20 protein-coding genes are annotated in these 21381 nt (G+C 62.3%); 18 read left to right on the top strand and 2 right to left on the bottom strand.

The annotated features are described in order from the left end of the window. Nucleotides 1-70 precede the first annotated feature (70 nt). Nucleotides 71-883, bottom strand: a complete 813-nt coding sequence (gene map, locus ACZCWR_RS09835; protein ID WP_487300584.1) for a type I methionyl aminopeptidase — start codon at nucleotides 881-883, stop codon at nucleotides 71-73. 384 nt (nucleotides 884-1267) lie between these two features. Here map and rpsB point away from each other — a divergent pair, with 384 nt between their 5' ends. From rpsB to ACZCWR_RS09915, 16 genes are all read left to right on the top strand, one after another. Further along, nucleotides 1268-2020 (top strand): 30S ribosomal protein S2, encoded by a 753-nt coding sequence (gene rpsB, locus ACZCWR_RS09840; RefSeq protein ID WP_487300585.1) that lies wholly within the window; start codon nucleotides 1268-1270, stop codon nucleotides 2018-2020. A gap of 139 nt (nucleotides 2021-2159) precedes the next feature. Then, complete coding sequence (gene tsf / locus ACZCWR_RS09845; RefSeq protein ID WP_487300586.1) at nucleotides 2160-3041, top strand: translation elongation factor Ts; 882 nt, start codon at nucleotides 2160-2162, stop codon at nucleotides 3039-3041. Between the two features lie 172 nt (nucleotides 3042-3213). After that, entirely contained in the window at nucleotides 3214-3927 is a 714-nt protein-coding gene (gene pyrH / locus ACZCWR_RS09850; RefSeq protein WP_487300587.1) for a UMP kinase, read from the top strand. Between the two features lie 91 nt (nucleotides 3928-4018). Then, nucleotides 4019-4579, top strand: a complete 561-nt coding sequence (gene frr / locus ACZCWR_RS09855) for a ribosome recycling factor (RefSeq protein ID WP_487300588.1) — start codon at nucleotides 4019-4021, stop codon at nucleotides 4577-4579. A gap of 82 nt (nucleotides 4580-4661) precedes the next feature. Beyond that, nucleotides 4662-5444, top strand: a complete 783-nt coding sequence (gene uppS / locus ACZCWR_RS09860; protein ID WP_487300589.1) for a polyprenyl diphosphate synthase — start codon at nucleotides 4662-4664, stop codon at nucleotides 5442-5444. Next, the gene (locus tag ACZCWR_RS09865) at nucleotides 5438-6250 is read left to right on the top strand and encodes a phosphatidate cytidylyltransferase (protein WP_487300590.1); all 813 of its coding nucleotides are present in this window, start codon (nucleotides 5438-5440) and stop codon (nucleotides 6248-6250) included. Before uppS ends, ACZCWR_RS09865 begins: the two co-directional genes overlap by 7 nt. Nucleotides 6251-6269: 19 nt before the next feature. Further along, complete coding sequence (locus ACZCWR_RS09870; RefSeq protein WP_487300591.1) at nucleotides 6270-7487, top strand: 1-deoxy-D-xylulose-5-phosphate reductoisomerase; 1218 nt, start codon at nucleotides 6270-6272, stop codon at nucleotides 7485-7487. Between the two features lie 7 nt (nucleotides 7488-7494). Beyond that, nucleotides 7495-8877, top strand: coding sequence for an RIP metalloprotease RseP (gene rseP, locus ACZCWR_RS09875; protein ID WP_487300592.1), 1383 nt, complete (start codon nucleotides 7495-7497; stop codon nucleotides 8875-8877). A gap of 77 nt (nucleotides 8878-8954) precedes the next feature. Beyond that, nucleotides 8955-11267, top strand: coding sequence for an outer membrane protein assembly factor BamA (gene bamA / locus ACZCWR_RS09880; protein ID WP_487300593.1), 2313 nt, complete (start codon nucleotides 8955-8957; stop codon nucleotides 11265-11267). Between the two features lie 101 nt (nucleotides 11268-11368). Beyond that, nucleotides 11369-11881, top strand: a complete 513-nt coding sequence (locus ACZCWR_RS09885) for an OmpH/Skp family outer membrane protein (RefSeq protein WP_487303294.1) — start codon at nucleotides 11369-11371, stop codon at nucleotides 11879-11881. Nucleotides 11882-11911: 30 nt separating this feature from the next. Further along, nucleotides 11912-12988 carry a UDP-3-O-(3-hydroxymyristoyl)glucosamine N-acyltransferase gene (gene lpxD / locus ACZCWR_RS09890; protein ID WP_487303295.1) on the top strand — a complete coding sequence of 359 codons (1077 nt, stop codon included), beginning with the start codon at nucleotides 11912-11914 and terminating at the stop codon, nucleotides 12986-12988. Between the two features lie 130 nt (nucleotides 12989-13118). Continuing rightward, a complete protein-coding gene (gene fabZ, locus ACZCWR_RS09895) occupies nucleotides 13119-13577 on the top strand; it encodes a 3-hydroxyacyl-ACP dehydratase FabZ (protein WP_487300594.1) in 459 nt (152 codons plus the stop codon). Between the two features lie 39 nt (nucleotides 13578-13616). Next, nucleotides 13617-14405, top strand: coding sequence for an acyl-ACP--UDP-N-acetylglucosamine O-acyltransferase (gene lpxA, locus ACZCWR_RS09900; protein ID WP_487300595.1), 789 nt, complete (start codon nucleotides 13617-13619; stop codon nucleotides 14403-14405). Nucleotides 14406-14417: 12 nt separating this feature from the next. After that, a complete protein-coding gene (gene lpxB / locus ACZCWR_RS09905; protein ID WP_487300596.1) occupies nucleotides 14418-15584 on the top strand; it encodes a lipid-A-disaccharide synthase in 1167 nt (388 codons plus the stop codon). Beyond that, on the top strand, nucleotides 15584-16300 hold the full coding sequence (gene rnhB / locus ACZCWR_RS09910) for a ribonuclease HII (protein ID WP_487300597.1): 717 nt from the start codon (nucleotides 15584-15586) through the stop codon (nucleotides 16298-16300). The genes lpxB and rnhB overlap by 1 nt, the downstream gene beginning before the upstream one ends. A 27-nt stretch (nucleotides 16301-16327) precedes the next feature. Next, nucleotides 16328-17134 (top strand): TrmH family RNA methyltransferase, encoded by an 807-nt coding sequence (locus ACZCWR_RS09915; protein ID WP_487300598.1) that lies wholly within the window; start codon nucleotides 16328-16330, stop codon nucleotides 17132-17134. On the opposite strand, the gene ppsR is transcribed toward ACZCWR_RS09915, so the two are convergent. After that, nucleotides 17106-17924: a posphoenolpyruvate synthetase regulatory kinase/phosphorylase PpsR gene (gene ppsR / locus ACZCWR_RS09920; RefSeq protein WP_487300599.1), complete on the bottom strand. Its 819-nt coding sequence runs from the start codon at nucleotides 17922-17924 to the stop codon at nucleotides 17106-17108. The two genes, ACZCWR_RS09915 and ppsR, sit on opposite strands and share 29 nt — an antisense overlap. Before the next feature lie 473 nt (nucleotides 17925-18397). On the opposite strand from ppsR, the gene ppsA reads away from it, so the two are divergent. After that, nucleotides 18398-20815, top strand: coding sequence for a phosphoenolpyruvate synthase (gene ppsA / locus ACZCWR_RS09925; RefSeq protein ID WP_487300600.1), 2418 nt, complete (start codon nucleotides 18398-18400; stop codon nucleotides 20813-20815). A 105-nt stretch (nucleotides 20816-20920) separates the two neighbouring features. Then, the gene (locus ACZCWR_RS09930; RefSeq protein ID WP_487300601.1) at nucleotides 20921-21349 is read left to right on the top strand and encodes an NfeD family protein; all 429 of its coding nucleotides are present in this window, start codon (nucleotides 20921-20923) and stop codon (nucleotides 21347-21349) included. Nucleotides 21350-21381 lie beyond the last annotated feature (32 nt).

Below are 21381 nucleotides of genomic sequence, written 5' to 3' on the forward strand. Positions count from 1 at the left end.
GATCGGAGATGTGAACAGCGGCGAACGGATGCGCCCGCCGCACGCGCGACAGGCGCCGAATGACGCGGGATCAGGAGGCGGTGGCCGCGATCAGTTGAGAAGGCGCCTGCGTGCCCGCCGACAGCGTGAGCACTTCGTAACCGGTGGGCGTGACGAGCACGGTGTGCTCCCATTGTGCCGACAGGCTGCGGTCGCGCGTTTTCACGGTCCACTGATCGGGCATGGTGCGGATTTCGCGTCGGCCGGCGTTGATCATCGGCTCGACGGTGAAGATCATGCCCGCTTCCAGCACGATGCCCGTGCCCGCGCGCCCGTAATGCAGCACTTGCGGCTCTTCATGAAACACCGTTCCGATGCCGTGACCGCAATATTCGCGCACCACGCTGTAGCCTTGCGCCTCGGCATGCTTCTGAATGGCCGCGCCGATATCGCCGAGATGCGCGCCCGGACGAACCTGATCGATGCCCAGCCACATGCAGTCGAACGTGGTCTGGACCAGACGCTTCGCCAGAATCGACCCTTCGCCCACGATGAACATGCGGCTCGTATCGCCGAAATACCCGTTCTTGATGACCGTGACGTCGATATTCAGGGCATCCCCGTTCTTGAGCACCTTTTCGCCGGGGATGCCGTGGCAGATCACATCGTTGACGGAGATGCAGGTCGCCTTCGGATACGGCGGATAGCCCGGCGGCTGATAGTTCAGCGGTGCGGGAACCGTGCCTTGTTCCTTCACCATGTATTCGTGGCAGAGGCGATCGAGTTCTTCGGTGGTCACGCCGGCTGCGATATGCGGCGTGATGAAATCGAGCACTTCGCTGGCGAGCCGGCAGGCGACGCGCATCTGCGCGATATCGTGGTCGTTTTTCAGCGTAATGGACATGACTAGACTCGAAAATGCGCGAGTTGACGTGGTGGCGGCCGTGAGCCGCGAATCCGCCATTATCGCACCTTAGGAAATGACCCGCAGCGGATTCTCCGGGCCTGGCACCTGTCCGGACGGTCAATTTCGCTCGTTCGAGCGGCTTGAGCAGAAGAATCCTCACATGCTATACTTATGGGCTAAGTCTTAATCCACATGGGTGTCACAGCTTTTCATGACACTCGAGATGGTTTCGAGATTTAGAAAAGCAAGGCGGAGAAGGGAGTCCATTCCCAACCCGCACCGAAACTCAAGCCGGCGCACCCAGGGTGTCTCGCGCGCCAGAAACCCAAGCGCGCAGGATGCGGCAGCCGGCTTAAGACCTAACCCTCGCGGAGAATTTTCATGGCAGTCACCATGCGTCAAATGCTGGAAGCCGGTGTCCACTTCGGTCACCAAACGCGCTTCTGGAACCCCAAGATGGCCCCGTACATCTTCGGTCATCGCAACAAGATTCACATCATCAACCTCGAAAAGACGCTGCCGCTCTACAACGACGCGCTGAAGTACGTGCGCCAGTTGGCAGCGAATCGCGGCACGATCCTGTTCGTCGGCACGAAGCGCCAGTCGCGTGACACCGTCGCTCTGGAAGCAGCGCGCGCCGGCATGCCTTTCGTCAACGCCCGCTGGCTCGGCGGCATGCTGACCAACTTCAAGACGCTGAAGGTATCGATCAAGCGCCTGAAGGACATGGAAGCGGCTGTCGAATCCGGTGAAACGGAACGCATGAGCAAGAAGGAAGCGCTTCTGTTCGATCGCGAGATGGTCAAGCTGCAAAAGTCGATCGGCGGCGTGAAGGACATGGGCGGCATTCCGGACGCGATCTTCGTGATCGACGTCGGTTATCACAAGATTGCCGTGACCGAAGCCAAGAAGCTGGGCATTCCGGTCATCGCCGTGGTCGATACGAACCACTCGCCGGAAGGCATCGATTACGTCATTCCGGGTAACGACGATGCATCGAAGGCTGTCGCGCTGTACGCGCAAGGCGTTGCAGATGCGATCCTCGAAGGCCGCGCCAATGCGGTGAACGACGTCGTTCAGGCCGTTCGCAGCGGCGAAGGCGACGAGTTCGTCGAGGTCAACGCAGAGGCGTAATCGAGCTTGCTGCCGACAAAAAAGGGGGCTTTGCGAAAGGCCCCTTTTTTTTAGCCGAAGCGATAGAAATGCCAATTTTCCTGCCGTGGGCGCGCTGTAAAGCCGGCGGCACGTATCAAACAGACTCAAGGAGCGAATGATGGCGGCAATTACCGCAAGCATGGTGGCAGAACTGCGCGCAAAGACCGACGCGCCGATGATGGAATGCAAGAAGGCGCTGACCGAAGCCGACGGCGACCTGGCGCGCGCGGAAGAACTGCTGCGTGTGAAGCTCGGCAACAAGGCGAGCAAGGCGGCATCGCGCGTGACGGCGGAAGGGATCATCACCGCGCACGTTGAAGGCGGCGTGGGCGTGCTCGTCGAACTGAATTGCGAAACCGACTTCGTTGCCAAGAACGACGACTTCCTGGCATTCGGCAATGCCGTGGCTGAACTGGCTGCGAAGAAGAACCCGGCTGATGTGGCTGCGCTGTCGGCGCTGCCGCTGGAAAGCTCGACCGTTGACGCCGTGCGTCTGGCGCTGGTCGGCAAGATCGGTGAAAACGTGTCGATCCGCCGCTTCGTGCGCTTCGAATCCGCCAACAAGATCGCCTCGTATCTGCACGGCACGCGTATCGGCGTGCTGGTCGAGTTCACGGGCGCGGACGAGCAAGTCGGCAAGGATGTCGCCATGCACGTTGCCGCGATGAAGCCGGTTTCGCTGTCGAGCAACGACGTGCCGGCCGAACTGATCGCGAAGGAACGCAGCATCGCCGAGCAGAAGGCCGCGGAATCGGGCAAGCCGGCTGAAATCGTCGCCAAGATGGTGGACGGTTCGGTGCAGAAGTACCTGAAGGAAGTCTCGCTGCTGAACCAGCCGTTCGTGAAGAACGACAAGCAGACCATCGAGCAGATGCTCAAGGCAGCCAACGCGTCGGTGCAGAAGTTCGCGCTGTTCGTGGTCGGCGAGGGCATCGAGAAGCGTCAGGACGACTTCGCGGCCGAAGTGGCGGCGCAAGTCGCGGCGGCCAAGCAGTCCTAAGTCGCTTTTAAGACGCCGATGCTGTCATGGCACGGCGAAGCGGGCGCGGTAGTTCAGGGAAAACCCTGAGCGGCCGCGCCCGCCGCCCGATCCGGGCCGCTTGCGGTAAATATTGTTTCACCCCTACAGTTCTACGTTGTTGCAACCCTCCTCGGCGCGATCGGAAACTCATATGCCCACAGCCTACAAACGCGTACTCCTCAAACTCTCCGGCGAGGCCCTCATGGGCGACGATGCCTTCGGCATCAATCGCGCAACGATCGAAAGGATGGTGGCGGATATCGCTGAAGTAGTGCGACTGGGCACGCAGATGGCCGTCGTGATCGGCGGCGGGAACATCTTCCGCGGTGTCGCGGGCGGCGCGGCCGGCATGGATCGCGCGACTGCCGACTACATGGGCATGCTCGCCACCATGATGAACGCGCTCGCGTTGCAGGACGCCATGCGTCACGCCGGTATCGAAGCGCGTGTGCAGTCGGCGTTGCGCATGGATCAGGTGGTCGAACCGTACATTCGTCCGCGCGCCATCCGCCAGCTCGAAGAAGGCCGGGTGGTCATTTTCGCGGCGGGCACGGGCAACCCGTTCTTCACCACGGATACGGCCGCGGCACTGCGCGGTTCGGAAGTCGGCGCTGAAGTGGTTCTGAAAGCAACGAAGGTCGATGGCGTATACTCCGCCGACCCGAAGAAAGATCCGACTGCAACGCGTTACAGCACGATCAGCTTCGATGAAGCCATCGGCCGCAATCTGCAGGTGATGGACGCCACGGCCTTCGCGCTGTGCCGCGACCAGAAGCTGCCGATCCGCGTGTTTTCGATCAACAAGCCGGGCGCGCTCAAGCGGATCGTGCAGGGCGACGACGAAGGGACGCTCGTCCACGTGTAAACTCTCGCGTGAAACGGCGCCGCGCAGCAGGTCATGGCCATGCGCGAGGGCGCCGTCGAACGCCGGCAAAACCAAGTTTTCGGAGGTTCATATGTCTGTGGCTGACATTAGAAAAAGCGTCGATCAGAAGATGCAGAAGTCGATTGAAGCTTTCAAGGCCGATCTCGCCAAGATTCGCACGGGCCGCGCCCACACGGGGCTGCTCGATCACATTCAGGTCGATTACTACGGCTCGAACGTGCCCATCTCGCAAGTCGCCAACATGACGTTGGTCGATGCCCGCACGATCGGCGTGCAGCCGTGGGAAAAGAAGATGGTTCAGGTCGTCGAGAAGGCGATCCGCGAATCGGACCTCGGGCTGAATCCCGCCACGCAAGGCGACCTGATCCGCGTGCCGATGCCCGCGCTCACCGAAGAACGCCGCCGCGAACTGACCAAGGTCGTGAAGAGCGAAGGCGAAACGGCGAAGGTCAGCGTGCGCAATCTGCGCCGCGACGCCAACGAGCAACTGAAGAAGCTCGTCAAGGAAAAGGAAATCTCGGAAGACGACGAGCGCCGCGCCTCCGACGACGTTCAAAAGTTCACGGACAAGTTCGTCGCTGAAATCGACAAGCTCGTCCAGACCAAAGAAGCCGAAATCATGACGGTGTGAGACCGTAGATACGGTCCCGCCAGCCTCGGTGCCCTACATTGAGGCTGGCATCACATCCTCCCGATTACAAGATTCAGCGGCCATGACCTATACCAGCTCTACCGTTACCGTGCCCGATGTCGCAGCCGTCCCGCGTCACGTCGCGATCATCATGGACGGCAACGGCCGTTGGGCGACGGAGCGGCGCCTGCCGCGCGTGGCCGGTCATACGCGTGGCGTCGATGCGGTGCGCGCGACCGTCGAAAGCTGCGCGCGGCGCGGCGTCGAATTCGTCACGCTCTTCGCCTTCAGTTCCGAGAACTGGCGTCGTCCGACCGACGAAGTATCGTTCCTCATGCGCCTGTTCGTCACCGCGCTCGAACGCGAGATCGGCAAGCTGCACGCGAACGGCATCCGCCTGCGCGTGGTCGGCGACACCGCCATGTTCGACGACAAGATTCGCGCGCTCATTCAACGTGCCGAAACCAAGACGGCGCGCAATACGCGTCTCACGCTGACCATCGCGGCCAACTACGGCGGGCGCTGGGACATCATGCAGGCGACGAAAAAGCTCATCGCGCAGTCGCTGGAGCAGGGCGTGCCCGCGCGCGTGGACGACGAGTCCTTCGCCGAGCATCTCGCAATGGCCTACGCGCCGGAACCGGACCTGTTCATCCGCACGGGCGGGGAGCAGCGCATCAGCAACTTCCTGCTGTGGCAGCTCGCCTACACCGAGTTTTATTTCACCGATACCTACTGGCCCGACTTCGATGCAGCCGCGCTCGATCGCGCCATCGAGTCGTATGGCGACCGCGAACGTCGCTTTGGCCGCACCAGCGCGCAACTCGCGTCTCAATCGCAGAAGGCCGACACCCTTTCATGCTAAGAACCCGTGTCATCACGGCGATCATCCTGCTCGCGATACTCGTGCCTGTCACACTGTTCGCGCCGATTGGCGTGTTCGGGGCGTTGATCGGCTTTGTCGTGGTTTTCGCTGCGTGGGAATGGGGGCGATTGCTCAAGCTCAACGCGGCAGGACCGGTGGCTTATGCGCTGGTTGCGGGCATCGCGCTGATTCTCAGCACATTCTTTGGCGTCACCGCGAAACCGCTTTACGAAATGGCGGCGATCTTCTGGGTGCTCGCCGGTCCCTACGCGTTGATGCGCAAGCCCGCGCTGGCAAGCGGCGCGTGGCGCGCGTTCCTCTTGTTCGCGGGAATCGTCGTGTTCGTGGCCTGCTGGCATGCCGTGGTGGAAGCCCGCGCTGTCGGCGTGGCGTTCGTGCTATCGCTTCTGCTAGTAGTCTGGCTGGCTGATATAGGCGCATACTTCGCCGGAAAAGCCCTCGGCCGGAATAAACTCGCTCCGTCGATCAGTCCCGGCAAAACCTGGGAGGGCGCCATCGGCGGCTGGGTGGCCGTGATGGTGATCGGCGCGCTGGCTGCCGCCACCGGTTTTTATGCGCCCACCGTGTTCACGGGTCTGGTCGATCATCTCGGCTGGGTGAAGGCGCTCCTCGCGCTGACGGTGCTCGTCGCGTTCAGCGTGGTCGGCGATTTGTTCGAGTCGCTCCTGAAGCGCCAGGCGGGCGTCAAGGATTCGAGCGGCTTGCTGCCGGGACACGGCGGCGTGCTCGACCGCATCGACGCCCTGTTGCCTGTATTGCCGATCGCACTGCTGATGCTCGGCTAGTTCGGCTAGAGAAGAATTTATGCAAAAACGTCTCACATTGCTCGGCTCCACGGGCTCGATCGGCGATAGCACGCTCGACGTGGTGGCGCGGCACCCGGACCGTTTCGCGGTCCATGCGCTCACGGCGCATCGCAACGGCGACAAGCTCATCGCGCAATGCCTGCGCTTTGCGCCGGCAGTCGCCGTGGTCGGCGACGCCGACACCGCCGCGCACGTTGCCGCCGCCTTGCGCGCGGAAGGTTGCAAGACCGAGGTGATGCACGGCCCGGATGCGCTAGTGGACGTCTCGCGCGCAGCGGAATGCGATACCGTGGTGGCGGCCATCGTCGGCGCGGCGGGCCTCGCGCCCACGCTTGCCGCCGCGCGCGCCGGCAAGCGCATCCTGCTGGCGAACAAGGAAGCGCTGGTCATGTCCGGCCAGATCTTCATGGATGCCGTGCGCGATCACGGCGCGATCCTTCTGCCGGTCGACAGCGAGCACAACGCGGTCTTCCAATGCCTGCCGCCGTGCGCGGACAAGGAAGCGAAGCTGCACGGCGGCGTCTCCAAGATCATTCTCACGGCGTCAGGCGGACCGTTCCGCACGCGCGAACCAGCGTCGCTCGTCAACGTGACGCCCGATGAAGCCTGCAAGCATCCGAACTGGGCGATGGGCCGCAAGATATCCGTCGATTCCGCGACCATGATGAACAAGGGCCTCGAAGTCATCGAGGCGCACTGGCTGTTCGATCTGCCCGGCTCGCGCATCGAAGTGCTGATTCATCCGCAAAGCGTGATCCATTCGATGGTGTCCTACGCCGACGGCTCGGTGCTCGCGCAACTCGGCAATCCCGACATGCGCACGCCGATCGCGCACGCGCTGGCGTTTCCGGATCGTGTCGATTCGGGCGTCGCGCCGCTCGATCTCGCGCAGATCGCGCAACTCACGTTCGAAAAGCCGGATTTCACGCGCTTTCCGTGTCTCGCGCTCGCCATTCAGGCGCTCGATGCAGGCGGCATCGCCAGCGCGGCGCTCAACGCGGCGAATGAGATTGCCGTGGAAGCGTTCCTCGCGCGCCGCATCGGCTTCATGGCGATCGGCGAAGTCGTGGAACGCGTGCTGAACGCCTTGCCCAACACGAGCGCCGGTGCGCTCGACGACGTGCTCGCCGCCGATGCGAACGCGCGCCGTCTCGCGTCCCGTTTTGTCGCCGGGCTCACCGCGAGCGCGCCGGGCGCCGAGCCCATCGCCCATTGAGGCCGTTATGAACTTTCTGACCGAAATCGTCGCCTTCGTCGTTGCGATTGGCGTGCTTGTCGTCGTCCACGAATTCGGTCATTACAGCGTCGCGCGAATGTGCGGCGTGAAAGTGCTGCGTTTCTCCGTGGGTTTCGGCACGCCGCTGGTGCGCTGGGTCAGCAAGAAGACCGGCGTGGAATGGACCATCGCGGCGCTGCCGCTCGGCGGCTACGTGAAGATGCTCGACGAGCGCGAATCCGAGGACAGCATTCCTTCCGAAGACCTGCCGCGCGCGTTCAACCGTCAGCCGGTCATCAAGCGCATCGCCATTGTCGCGGCGGGACCGGTCGCCAACTTTCTGCTGGCTATCGTGCTGTTCGCGGCGGTGTTCGCGGGCGGCGTCACCGAGCCTGCGGCCATCGTTTCCACGCCCACGCCCAATACCGCCGCTGCGCGCGCCGGCTTCGAAGGCGGCGAAACCATTCTTTCGATGCGCGATGCATCCGGCGGCGAGACGCACGCGATTCGTTCGTGGTCCGATCTGCGCTGGAAGCTGCTCGATGCCTCGTTCGATCATCGGCGGGTCGTGCTGACGGCCAAGACGCATGAGGGCAACTTCGACTTTCCGGTGAGCGTGTCCGGCATCACCGACGAACAGGCCGAGCAGGATTTCATGGACAAGCTCGGTTTCACGCCGGGCGGTGGCACCTTGACGGTCGCGGGTATCGAGGCGGGAAGCGCGGCGCAAAAGAGCGGACTCGTGGCGGGGGACCAACTGCGCGCCATCGATGGCCGTCCGGTCGATAACGCGACGACCTTCATCGACTATGTGAAGGCGCACGGCGGCAAGCCCGTGACGCTCACGATCGAACGCGGCACGGGCGCGCAGGCGAAAAGCCAGACGCTCACGGTCACGCCGGACGTGAAGCACGATGCATCGACGGGCAAGGAAATGGGTCGGATCGGTGCTGCGCTCGCCAATCAATTGCCAAGCGTCAACGTGCGTTACGGTCCGGTCGAAAGCCTGCGTCTGGGCGTGAACCGCACATGGGATATCAGCATGTATTCCCTGCGCATGTTCGGGCGGATGATCGTCGGCGAGGCATCGCTCAAGAACCTGTCGGGACCGGTCACCATCGCCGACTATGCGGGCAAGAGCGCGCGGCTGGGCGTGGCTGCCTTCGTTTCGTTTCTCGCGCTGGTCAGCATCAGCCTCGGCGTGTTGAACTTGTTACCGATTCCGGTATTGGACGGTGGGCATCTGTTATATTATTTGGTTGAGGCTGTTACCGGCAAAGCGGTGTCCGATCGCTGGCAGCTGGTTCTGCAACGGGCGGGTCTGGTCTGTATCGTCGCTTTGTCGATGATCGCGCTATTCAACGACCTCGCACGCCTGATCCGTTTTTGATCCATTTTTAAAAATTCTGGCGTCGTTCTTCGGGCGAACGCCGGAACGAATGCAGCTTTAATATTTGGGGAAGCACGTTGTTCAAACCTCATCGCTTTGTTCCTAAGACGGCTGTGGCCGCGGCGCTCGCCGCAACGGGCATGGCGGCACACGCCACCACGCCGTTCGTTGTGCAGGATATTCGGATCGAAGGTCTCCAACGCATCGAACCGGGTTCCGTGTTTGCGTATCTGCCCATCAAGCAGGGCGACACATTCAACGACGACAAGGCCTCCGAAGCGATTCGCGCACTCTATGCAACGGGCTTCTTCAACGACGTCCAGATCGCGACCGAAGGCAACGTGGTGATCGTTCAGGTGCAGGAGCGCCCGGCGATCTCGAACATCGATTTCGCGGGCCTGCACGAGTTCGACAAGGACACCATCACCAAGGCCATGCGCTCGGTCGGTCTGTCGCAAGGCCGCTCGTACGACAAGGCGCTGCTTGATCGCGCCGAACAGGAACTGAAGCGCCAGTACCTCACGCGCGGCTATTACGCGGCCGAAGTCACCACCACGGTGACGCCGGTGGACCGCAACCGCGTGGCCATTCTCTTTACCGTGGCCGAAGGTCCGAGCGCGAAGATCCGCCAGATCAACTTCGTCGGCAACAAGACATTCAGTTCGAGCACGCTGCTGGGCGAAATGCAGTTGTCCACGCCGAACTGGTTCTCGTGGTACACGAAGAGCGACCTGTACGCGAAGGAAAAGCTCACGGGCGACCTCGAGAATGTGCGGTCGTACTACCTGAATCACGGTTACCTCGAGTTCAGCATCGACTCCACGCAGGTGTCGATCTCGCCGGACAAGAAGGACATGTACCTGACCATCGCCATTCATGAAGGCGAGCCGTACAAGGTCAGCAGCGTGAAACTCGCGGGCAATCTGCTCGACCGCGAGCCGGAGTTGAGCAAGCTGATCACGGTGAAGCCGGGTCAGTTGTTCTCCGCCGAAAGACTTCAGGCCACCACCAAGGCCATCGTCGACAAGCTCGGCGAGTACGGTTACGCGTTCGCGCAGGTCAACGCGCAGCCGGAAATCGATCAGGTGCATCACACGGTCACGCTCACGCTGCAGGTCGATCCGAGCCGCCGCGTGTATGTGCGGCGCGTGAATATCGTCGGCAATACGCGCACGCGGGACGAAGTGGTGCGCCGTGAAATGCGTCAGCTCGAAAGCTCGTGGTTCGATTCGAGCCGTCTCGCGCTGTCGAAGGACCGCATCAACCGTCTCGGTTATTTCACCAATGTCGATGTCACCACGACTCCGGTGGAAGGCACCAACGACCAGGTGGACGTGGATGTAAAGGTCGACGAAAAGCCGACCGGCGCGATCACGCTCGGCGCGGGTTTCTCCTCTACCGACAAGGTGGTGCTCTCGGCGGGTGTTTCGCAGGACAACGTGTTCGGTTCGGGCACGAGCTTGTCGGTGAACGTGAATACCGCGAAGACGTACCGCACGTTGACCGTCACGCAGGTCGATCCATACTTCACGATCGACGGCATCAAGCGGATCACGGACGCGTACTACCGCACCTACGAGCCGTTGTACTACTCGACGGATTCGAGCTTCAAGATCATCACGATGGGCGCGGATACCAAGTTTGGTATTCCGTTCTCGGAGCAGGACACGGTGTTCTTCGGCGTCGGCGCCGAGCAAAACACCATGGACGTGGATTCCGCCACGCCGCAGTCCTACCAGAACTACGTGAAGGAATTCGGCCGGGTGGTGAACAACTATCCGCTGACCGCCGGCTGGTCGCGTGACAATCGCGACAGCGCGCTGGTGCCGAGCCGCGGCTACTACATTCAGTCGAACGCGGAATACGGCACGCCGCTGGGCAACACGACTTACGCGAAGTTCGACGCGCAGTTCCAGTATTACTACTCGTTCGCGCGCGGCTTCGTGCTCGGCTTCAACCTGCAGGGCGGTTACGGCAAGGGCCTCGACGGCCAGACGTACCCGATCTTCAAGAACTACTACGCGGGTGGTATCGGCTCGGTGCGCGGCTACTCGCCGAGCTCGCTGGGTCCGCGCGACGGAACCACGAACGACCCGATCGGCGGCTCGCGCATGGCGGTGGGCAATATCGAACTGACCTTCCCGCTGCCGGGCACGGGTTACGACCGCACGCTGCGCGTGTTCACCTTCCTCGATGCCGGTAACGTCTGGGGCGACCCGGGCCAGGGCGGCACCAGCACGGGCGCGAACGGATTGCGTTACGGTTACGGTGTGGGTCTCGCGTGGATTTCGCCGATCGGCCCGCTCAAGCTGAGCCTGGGCTTCCCGGTGCAGAAGCACGAAGGCGATCAGTACCAGAAGTTCCAGTTCCAGATCGGTACGGCGTTCTAATGACCGACGCGCACGCATATCCATCGTTTCGACGTAACGTGAGGAACACTTTGCGAACCGGTAAGCTTTCGAAACACGCAGCGTCGGCGCTTGCGTTGTCGATGGTGCTCGGTCTTGGCATGGCCACGCATGCGAGCGCGCAGGAAGCGCGCATCGCGGCGGTCAATTCGGATCGCATTCTGCGCGAGTCGTCGGCGGCGAAAGCGGCGCAGTCCAAGCTCGAACAGGAGTTTTCGAAGCGCGACAAGGCGTTGCAGGACACGGCGCAGCGTTTGAAGGCAATGTCCGACAACATCGACAAGAACGGCGCTTCGATGTCGCCGACCGACCGCGCAGCACGTCAGCGCGATCTGGCGCAACTGGATCAGGACTTCCAGCGCAAGCAGCGCGAATTCCGCGAAGACCTGAACCAGCGCCGCAATGAAGAACTCGCGGCGGTGCTGGACCGGGCGAACAAGGTCATCAAGCAGATTGCCGAGCAGCAGCATTACGATCTGATCGTGCAGGAAGCGGTGTACGTGAGTCCGCGCATCGATATCACGGATCAGGTGTTGAAGGCGCTCGCGGCGGCTTCGCCGAATGCGGCGAGCGGCACGAGTCCGAACTCGAACTGACGAGGAGTTGGAAGACGCATGGCTTCAGGCATGGCGATCACCCTCGACGATCTGGTGAAACGTTTCGGCGGCGAAGTCGTCGGGCAGGGCGCGCAACGCGTCGACGGTCTGGCGCCGCTCGACAAGGCGGGCCCCACGCAACTGGCGTTTCTGGCCAATCAGAAGTATCTCCCGCAGGTGGAGAGCACGCGCGCGGGCGCGGTGCTCATCGCACCGGCGGATCTTGAAAAGCTCTCCCGGCGCGATGACAGTAATTTCATCGTCACGCCCAATCCCTACGCTTATTTCGCGCGCGTGGCTCAGGCGTTTATCGATCTGGCCGCGCCGAAGGCCGTGGCGGGCGTGCATCCGAGTGCTTATGTGCATCCGCAGGCGAAGGTCGCGGCGAGCGCGGTGATCGGGCCGCATGCGACGGTCGAAGCGGGCGCGGTCATCGGCGAGCGCGTAAAGCTGGATGCGGGCGTGTCCGTGGGCGCGGGCGTCACGCTCGGCGACGATGTGCATCTCTATCCCCACGTCACCGTTTATCACGGCTGCAAGCTCGGCGCGCGCGTGATCGTGCACGCGGGTGCGGTGATCGGCGCGGACGGTTTCGGCTTCGCGCCGGATTTCGTGGGCGAAGGCGACGCACGCACCGGCACGTGGGTCAAGATTCCGCAGGTCGGCGCCGTGGATATCGGCGAGGATGTCGAGATCGGCGCGAACACCACGATCGATCGCGGCGCAATGGCGGATACCGTCATCGAGCAGAGCGTGAAGATCGATAATCTCGTGCAGATCGGGCATAACTGCCGCATCGGCGCGTACACGGTGATTGCCGGATGCGCGGGGATCGCGGGCAGCACGAACATCGGCAAGCACTGCATGATTGGCGGCGCGGTGGGCATCGCGGGCCACGTGACGCTGGCGGACTATGTGATCGTCACGGCGCAGTCGGGCGTGTCGAAGTCGCTGACGAAGCCGGGCATGTACACCAGCGCGTTCCCGGCCGTGCCACACGCGGACTGGAACAAGAGCGCGGCGCTCGTGCGCAATCTCGACAAACTGCGCGACCGCATCAAGGCGCTGGAAGCAGCTTTGGGCGAACGCGAAAGCGATGGCGCCTGAACGCGCTCTTTAGCAAAACCGCACAACCGCACAAGCAATAACGACAATTTTCCGAGGCGGGCGCAAGCGTTGATCGCCATCGCCCGCAGTCAAATTTCCGCGCAACGACAGGCGCGTGAGCAGAACGACCATGAGCACAGAAAAAATCAATCTCGATATCCACAAGATCCTCACGCTGCTGCCGCATCGGTATCCGATCCTGCTCGTGGATCGCGTGCTCGAACTCGAGCCGCACAAGAGCATCAAAGCGCTCAAGAACGTGACGATCAACGAGCCGTATTTTCAGGGCCACTTCCCGACGCGCCCGGTCATGCCCGGCGTGCTGATTCTCGAAGCGCTCGCGCAGACCGCGGCGCTGCTGACTTTCGCGGAAGAGCCGCACGATCCGACCAACACGCTGTACTACTTCGTCGGTATCGACGGGGCGCGTTTCAAGCGCGTGGTGGAACCGGGCGATCAGCTTATCCTCAACGTCACGTTCGAACGGTACATGCGCGGCATCTGGAAGTTCAAGGCGCGCGCCGAAGTGGACGGCGCGGTCGCCGCCGAAGCCGAGCTCATGTGCACCGTCAAGAACACGGACGCCTGAGCGCCGTGTCATCGTAAAGAACTGCAGAGGCGAGACCGCATGAGCAAGATTCACCCTACCGCGATAGTCGAGCCGGGCGCCCAGCTCGATGAAACCGTCGAGATCGGGCCGTATGCCATCGTCGGTGCGCATGTCGTCATCGGCGCGGGCACGACGGTCGGCTCGCATAGCGTGATCGAAGGTCACACGACCATCGGACGCGAGAACCGCATCGGCCATTACGCGTCGATTGGCGGGCGGCCGCAGGACATGAAGTATCGCGACGAGCCCACGCGGCTCGAAATCGGCGACCGCAACACCATCCGCGAATTCACCACGCTGCATACCGGCACGGTGCAGGATCAGGGGGTGACGTCCATCGGCAACGATTGCTGGATCATGGCGTACGTGCATGTGGGCCACGATTGCCGGCTGGGCGACAACGTCATCATGTCGAGCAACGCGCAACTGGCGGGGCACGTGATCGTCGGCGATCACGCGATCGTGGGCGGCATGTCGGGCGTGCATCAGTTCGTGCGCATCGGCGCGCATTCCATGCTGGGCGGTGCGTCCGCGCTGGTGCAGGATGTGCCGCCGTTCGTGATCGCGGCGGGCAACAAGGCCGAGCCGCACGGCATGAACGTGGAAGGGCTGCGCCGTCGCGGCTTCTCGCCGGATGCCATTTCGGCGCTGCGTCAGGCTTATCGCATCGTCTATAAGAGCGGTCTGTCGCTGGAAGAAGCCAAGCTGCAATTGAAGGATCTAGCGACCGCTGGCGGCGACGGCGACGCGCCCGTGAAAGACTTCCTCGATTTCATCTCGACGTCGCAGCGCGGCATCATCCGCTGATCGCGCCGCACGATGACGCTGATCACTCCTCCGCCGCGCGTGGCGATGGTCGCGGGCGAGCCGTCCGGCGATCTGCTGGCGGCGTCGCTGCTGCATGGGCTCAAGGGCGTGTTGCCGGACGGCACGCGCTATAGCGGCATCGGCGGTCCGCGCATGATTGCCGCCGGTTTCGAAGCGCACTGGCCGATGGACAAGCTCTCCGTGCGCGGCTATGTCGAAGCGCTCAAACACATTCCCGAGATTCTCGGCATTCGCGGCGAGATCAAACGGCAATTGCTGACGGAGCCGCCGTCCGTGTTCATCGGCGTGGATGCGCCGGATTTCAATTTCGGGCTTGAACAACCGCTGCGCGAAGCCGGTATTCCGACCGTGCATTTCGTGTGTCCGTCGATCTGGGCGTGGCGCGGCGGGCGCATCAAGAAGATCGTGAAGGCCGTCGATCACATGCTCTGCGTGTTTCCTTTCGAAATCGCGCTGATGGACAAGGCGGGCGTCGCGTCGAGCTACGTCGGTCATCCGCTCGCCGATGAAATCCCGCTCGAACCGGATGTAGCCGCCGCGCGCCGCGAACTCGGCGTGCCCGAAGGCGGTCCGGTGATCGCCGTGCTGCCGGGCAGCCGCCGTTCGGAGATCGAACTGATCGGCCCGACCTTTTTCGATGCAATGGAAATCATGCAGCGCCGCGAACCGAACGTGCGCTTTCTGATGCCTGCCGCCAATCCCGCCTTGCGCGCGCTGCTGCAACCGCTGGTGGACGCCCATCCCACGCTATCGCTCACGATCACCGATGGCCGCGCGCAAACCGCGATGACCGCCGCCGACGCCATCCTCGTGAAAAGCGGCACCGTCACGCTGGAAGCCGCGCTGCTCAAGAAGCCGATGGTCATCTCGTACAAGGTGCCCTGGCTCACGGGCCAAATCATGAAGCGTCAGGGTTATCTGCCTTACGTGGGCTTGCCGAACATTCTGGCGGGCCGCTTCGTGGTGCCGGAAATCCTTCAGCACTTCGCCACGCCCGAAGCGCTAGCGGACGCCACGCTGAAACAGTTGAACGACGAAGCCAACCGCCGTACCCTGACGGACATCTTCACCGACATGCATCTCGCGCTGCGTCAGGACACGTCGCAGAAAGCGGCGGAAGCCGTCGCGCGGGTGCTCGACACGCGGAGGCCGCGGTAATGGCGCGACAGCCCAGACAGACGCCCGGGTCCACGCAGGGCGGGCTCGATTTCAGTTCGCCGTTCGACATCATCTGCGGCGTGGATGAAGCCGGACGCGGTCCGCTCGCGGGGCCGGTGGTCGCCGCCGCCGTCATCTTCGATTCGACCAAACCGCGCATCAACGGACTCGACGATTCCAAGGCGTTGAGCGCAAAACGGCGCGAGGAACTGTACGAGAAGATCGTCGACCGGGCGCTGGCGTATTGCGTCGCGTCGGCGAGCGTGGAGGAGATCGACACGATCAACATCCTGCACGCGGCCATGCTGGCGATGAAGCGCGCGGTCGAAGGTCTCGCCGTCGCGCCCACGCTCGTCAAGGTCGATGGCAACCGCTGCCCGACGCTCGCCATCCGCTCGGAAGCCGTGATCGGCGGCGATGCGCTCATCAAACAGATTTCCGCCGCGTCGATTCTCGCCAAGGTCACGCGCGATCGCATGCTGGTGGAACTGCACGAGGTGCATCCCATGTACGGGTTCAATGTGCATGCGGGGTATGGCACGCCGCAGCATCTTCGCGCGTTGCGTGAGCATGGGCCGTGCGTGCATCATCGCCGGTCGTTTGCGCCGGTGCGCGAGGCGCATATCCGCTTCGGCTCGGTGCTGCCGGAGATCGCGCCGGAAGTGCTTCAGGCGGCTTCAACCGTCGAAAACGAACCGGACGGTTTGGCTTTCTGAGCGTGCGCGCTCGTCCGAAAAAACAAAGTGAAACCGATTACCTCGCGGGACAACCCGCTCTATAAACGCCTGAAGGCGCTCGCCGGTTCGACCGCGCAACAGCGCCGCAGCGGTCATGCGCTGCTCGAAGGGCTGCATCTTGCGTCGGCTTATCTGGATGCAGCGGGCCAGCCCGAAACCTGCGTCGTTACCGAAGGCGCGCTCGCGCATGAAGAAGCGCGGGCGATCGTCGCACGCATCGAAGAAAAGCGGGTGGTGGTGTTGCCGGATGCTTTGTTCGGGCAGCTTTCGAGCGTCGTGCACGGCGTCGGCATGTTGCTGCTGGTGGAAAAGATCGACACCGCGTTGCCTGATCGCGTGACGCAAACTTGCGTGATCCTCGACGGCATTCAGGACGCGGGCAATGTCGGCTCGATCCTGCGCAGCGCGGCGGCAGCGGGCGTATCGCGCGTGTTCTGCGCGCCGGGCACGGCTTACGCGTGGTCGTCGAAGGTGTTGCGCTCGGGCATGGGCGCGCATTTCCTCCTCGATATCGTAGAGGATGTCGAAGCGAATGACCTCATCGCACGTCTGGATGTGCCGGTCACCATCACCGATTCACACGGCGCGCAAGCCATCTACGATTGCGACTTGTCAGGTCCGCAGGCCTGGGTGTTCGGCAACGAAGGCGCGGGCGTGTCGCAGGTCTGGCGCGATGCCGTGACGCATCGCGTGACCATTCCTCAACCGGGCGGCATGGAATCGCTCAACGTTGCTGCGGCGGCTGCCATTTGCCTGTTCGAGCAATGCCGCCAGCAGACCGCGTTCAATAGTAAGAAGGCCGCTCCGGCTTGACCTCTTGCAGAATCGTCGTGGCGATTTCCTCGATGGACTTGTGCGTCGAGGACAGCCACTTGACGCCTTCGCGCTTCATCATCATCTCGGCTTCGTTGATCTCGTAACGGCAGTTTTCGATGGCCGCGTACTTGCTGCCCGGCCGCCGCTCGTTGCGAATCTCCGAAAGCCGTTGCGGGTCGATCGACAAGCCGAACATCTTCCCGCGATGTTCCAGCAGCGGAGTCGGCAACTTGCCGCGCTCGAAGTCTTCGGGAATGAGCGGATAGTTCGCCGCCTTCACGCCGTACTGCATGGCGAGGTAAAGGCTCGTCGGCGTCTTGCCGCTGCGCGATACGCCCACGAGAATCACATCCGCGTCCGCCAGATTGCGGTTCGACTGACCGTCGTCGTGCGCGAGCGAAAAGTTGATCGCCTCGATGCGGTTCTTGTACTCCTCGGTATCCGCGTTCTGGTGCACGCGGCCCATGGCATGCGTGGACTTGATTTCCAGTTCGTGTTCCAGCGGTTCGATGAACGTCTGGAACATGTCGAGCACGAGCGCATTGCAGCCCTTGACGACTTCGTTCGATGCGCTGTCCACGAGCGTGGTGAAGACGATCGGCCGGCGCCCGTCGAGCGCGATGGCTTCGTTGATCTTCTCCACGGTGGCATACGCCTTGTCGATGGAATCGACGAAGGGCACGCGCACGAGGCGGAATTTTTGGTCGAACTGAGCCAGGATCGAGTGCGCGAAGGTTTCAGCGGTGATCCCGGTACCGTCGGAGACGATGAATACGGAAGGCGGCATCGGCGAGTTTGAGAACGAGTTAAGGCGGTGGCATTCGAACACGGCCGCCTGAAAAACCTGTGTTAAGGTTACTGACCGCCGGTTTTGCACTGCGATGAGCTTCTCTGTATGCTCACCCACCAACGGGCGTCAAAGGCCTCGATTTTGCCTTGTAATGACTGTCCCGGCCGGGACAATTTTGAAAAGCGTCAAGGTAGAATAGCGGCAAACCTGTTCGATAAGCAATTGCGGACAAATTGAATCGGATTTTCGTCAAATCGCGGTCGGTTCGTGGCTGGTTGTCGCATCGCTCCACGTTTTCGAGCAGATTTTTCGACTCCCCGTTTCTTTTTGATCGCGCCTCGGTTCAGCGGCGCGAGTTCCCCGAAGGTTTATCAAACAGGTTGTGCGAGATGCGCATGCGCTTCCAATGAGCGCGCGCGCATATAAGCCCACTCGTGCGATCGAGAATTCCATCCACCTTAGGGGCTTGTATGACTAACGCAGTCAATGTTGCGAACGATGTCGCAAAGGATCAGGCGTATGTAGTTCCATTCGAGCAGTTGCGAATGACCGACGTGGAAATCGTCGGGGGCAAGAACGCGTCGCTCGGCGAAATGATCAGCCAGCTTTCCGAAGCGGGCGTTCAGGTGCCGACCGGCTTCGCCACGACCGCGCTCGCCTTTCGCGACTTCCTCCAGCACAACAGCCTGACCGAACGCATCGCCAAGCGCCTCGAAACGCTCGATGTCGATGACGTCAAGGCGCTTGCCGAATGCGGCAAGGAAATCCGTCAGTGGATCATCGACGCGCCCATGCAGCCGCGCCTCGAAGACGAAATCCGCCGTCAGTTCGATATCCTTCAGAACGGCTCGCCCGACGAGCTATCGTTCGCCGTGCGCTCGTCCGCGACCGCCGAGGATTTGCCGGACGCGTCCTTCGCGGGCCAGCAGGAAAGCTATCTCAACGTGGTCGGCATCGAAGACGTGCTCGATCGCATGAAGCACGTGTTCGCGTCGCTCTATAACGACCGCGCCATCTCGTATCGCGTCCACAAGGGCTTCACGCATGCGGAAGTCGCGCTGTCGGCGGGCGTGCAGCGCATGGTGCGTTCGGATGTCGGCGCGGCGGGCGTCATGTTCACCATCGATACCGAATCCGGCTTCAAGGAAACCGTGTTCATCACGTCGAGCTATGGTCTGGGCGAAACGGTCGTGCAGGGCGCGGTGAATCCGGACGAATTCCACGTCTTCAAGACCACGCTCGAACAGAACAAGTATCCGATCATCCGCCGTTCCATCGGCTCCAAGCTCATCAAGATGGAGTTCACGAAGGCGGGCGAAGCGGGCCGCGTGAAGACCGTCGATGTACCGCACGAGCAGCGCAACCGCTTCTCCATCACGGACGAAGACGTCATTCAGCTCGCGAAGTACGCGGTCATCATCGAGAAGCACTACGAGCGTCCGATGGACATCGAGTGGGGCAAGGACGGCCGCGACGGCAAGATCTTCATTCTGCAGGCGCGTCCTGAGACGGTTAAGAGCCAGGCCGCGGGCAAGGCCGAGATGCGCTTCAAGCTGAAGGGCCAGTCGAACGTGCTGACCACGGGCCGCGCGATCGGCCAGAAGATCGGCGCGGGTCCGGTGCGCGTCATTCACGATCCGTCGGAAATGGAGCGCGTGCAACCGGGCGACGTACTCGTCGCCGACATGACCGACCCGAACTGGGAACCGGTGATGAAGCGCGCATCGGCCATCGTGACCAATCGCGGCGGGCGCACGTGCCACGCGGCGATCATCGCGCGCGAACTGGGCGTGCCGGCGGTGGTCGGTTGTGGCGACGCCACCGACATTCTGAAGGACGGCGCGCTCGTCACCGTGTCGTGCGCGGAAGGCGACGAAGGCAAGATCTACGATGGCCTGCTCGAAACCGAAGTGACCGAAGTGCAGCGCGGCGAACTGCCCGCCATTCCGGTCAAGATCATGATGAACGTCGGCAATCCGCAACTCGCCTTCGACTTCGCGCAGTTGCCGAACGCGGGCGTGGGTCTGGCGCGGCTCGAATTCATCATCAACAACAATATCGGCGTGCATCCGAAGGCGATTCTCGAATATCCGAACATCGATGCGGATCTCAAGAAAGCCGTCGAGAGCGTCGCGCGCGGTCATGCATCGCCGCGTGCGTTCTATGTCGACAAGCTGACCGAAGGCATCGCCACGATCGCGGCGGCGTTCTATCCGAAGCCCGTCATCGTGCGTCTGTCGGACTTCAAGTCGAACGAGTACAAGAAGCTGATCGGCGGTTCGCGTTACGAGCCGGACGAAGAGAATCCCATGCTCGGGTTCCGTGGCGCGTCGCGCTATATCGCGGACGACTTCGCCGAGGCGTTCCACATGGAATGCATCGCGCTTAAGAAGGTGCGCGAGGAAATGGGCCTGGACAACGTGCAGATCATGGTGCCGTTCGTGCGCACGGTGAAGCAGGCGGACCGCGTGGTCGAACTGCTCGGCAAGTTCGGTCTGAAGCGCGGCGTCAACGATCTCAAGCTCGTGATGATGTGCGAAGTGCCGTCCAACGCGATTCTCGCGGAGCAGTTCCTCGAACGCTTCGACGGCTTCTCGATCGGCTCGAACGATCTGACGCAGCTTACGCTCGGCCTCGACCGCGACTCCGGCATGGAACTGCTGGCCGCCGACTTCGACGAGCGTGACGACGCGGTGAAGTTCATGCTGAGCCGCGCCATCGAAACGTGTCTGCGCCTGAAGAAGTACGTGGGCATTTGCGGTCAGGGGCCGTCGGATCATCCGGACCTGGCCGAGTGGCTGGCGAAGCAGGGCATCGAATCGATGTCGTTGAATCCGGACACGATCATCGAGACGTGGCAGAAGCTGGCGACGACGTTGTCAAAATAAGTCGTCAGTAGGCTTAATGGCTTTCCGGTGGCTTACGGAAAAGCGCAGGCGTGCTATAAAAAACACCCCGGACTTTTCCGGGGTGTTTTTGTTTGGAGGCGTGTCATGGTCACAGGCGGACTGATGTGGTGGGTCGCGGCCGGCGTGCTGATCGTCGCGGAGTTGTTCACCGGGACGTTTTATCTGCTGATGGTCGCGGTAGGGCTCGTGGCGGGCGGCATCGCGCATTGGCTGGGCGCGGCGCCGCATGTGCAGATGATGTTGGCCGCGCTCGTCGCGTTGATCGCGGTAGGCGTGTTGCGGCGCTCGCGCTTCGGTAGCTGGAAGCGGCGCGACGCCTCGCGCGATTCCGCCGTGAATCTCGATATCGGCGAGACGCTGGAAGTGGCGCAATGGCGCGACGGCCACGCCCGCGCGATGTATCGCGGCGCGCAATGGGATGTCGAACTCGCGCCGGGCGAAACCGAACACGCGCGGTTCTATCGCATTACCGCGCTCGACGGGTGCCGGCTCATCGTCGCTGCAAAGACGTAAGCCGCCTCTCACGTTCAATAAAAAAGGAGTTA

This window comes from Caballeronia sp. A2-2 (assembly GCF_057612605.2).

Bases quoted from the DNA above. Each gene is read 5' to 3' on its own strand.
- rseP (WP_487300592.1), top strand. From the start codon at position 7,495: ATGAACTTTCTGACCGAAATCGTCGCCTTCGTCGTTGCGATTGGCGTG.
- ACZCWR_RS09865 (WP_487300590.1), top strand. From the start codon at position 5,438: ATGCTAAGAACCCGTGTCATCACGGCGATCATCCTGCTCGCGATACTC.
- ACZCWR_RS09885 (WP_487303294.1), top strand. From the start codon at position 11,369: ATGGTGCTCGGTCTTGGCATGGCCACGCATGCGAGCGCGCAGGAAGCG.
- ACZCWR_RS09930 (WP_487300601.1), top strand. From the start codon at position 20,921: ATGGTCACAGGCGGACTGATGTGGTGGGTCGCGGCCGGCGTGCTGATC.
- map (WP_487300584.1), bottom strand. From the start codon at position 883: ATGTCCATTACGCTGAAAAACGACCACGATATCGCGCAGATGCGCGTC.
- lpxD (WP_487303295.1), top strand. From the start codon at position 11,912: ATGGCGATCACCCTCGACGATCTGGTGAAACGTTTCGGCGGCGAAGTC.
- rpsB (WP_487300585.1), top strand. From the start codon at position 1,268: ATGGCAGTCACCATGCGTCAAATGCTGGAAGCCGGTGTCCACTTCGGT.
- rnhB (WP_487300597.1), top strand. From the start codon at position 15,584: ATGGCGCGACAGCCCAGACAGACGCCCGGGTCCACGCAGGGCGGGCTC.
- ppsR (WP_487300599.1), bottom strand. From the start codon at position 17,924: ATGCCGCCTTCCGTATTCATCGTCTCCGACGGTACCGGGATCACCGCT.
- lpxB (WP_487300596.1), top strand. From the start codon at position 14,418: ATGACGCTGATCACTCCTCCGCCGCGCGTGGCGATGGTCGCGGGCGAG.
- frr (WP_487300588.1), top strand. From the start codon at position 4,019: ATGTCTGTGGCTGACATTAGAAAAAGCGTCGATCAGAAGATGCAGAAG.
- pyrH (WP_487300587.1), top strand. From the start codon at position 3,214: ATGCCCACAGCCTACAAACGCGTACTCCTCAAACTCTCCGGCGAGGCC.
- uppS (WP_487300589.1), top strand. From the start codon at position 4,662: ATGACCTATACCAGCTCTACCGTTACCGTGCCCGATGTCGCAGCCGTC.
- tsf (WP_487300586.1), top strand. From the start codon at position 2,160: ATGGCGGCAATTACCGCAAGCATGGTGGCAGAACTGCGCGCAAAGACC.
- ACZCWR_RS09870 (WP_487300591.1), top strand. From the start codon at position 6,270: ATGCAAAAACGTCTCACATTGCTCGGCTCCACGGGCTCGATCGGCGAT.
- ppsA (WP_487300600.1), top strand. From the start codon at position 18,398: ATGACTAACGCAGTCAATGTTGCGAACGATGTCGCAAAGGATCAGGCG.
- fabZ (WP_487300594.1), top strand. From the start codon at position 13,119: ATGAGCACAGAAAAAATCAATCTCGATATCCACAAGATCCTCACGCTG.
- lpxA (WP_487300595.1), top strand. From the start codon at position 13,617: ATGAGCAAGATTCACCCTACCGCGATAGTCGAGCCGGGCGCCCAGCTC.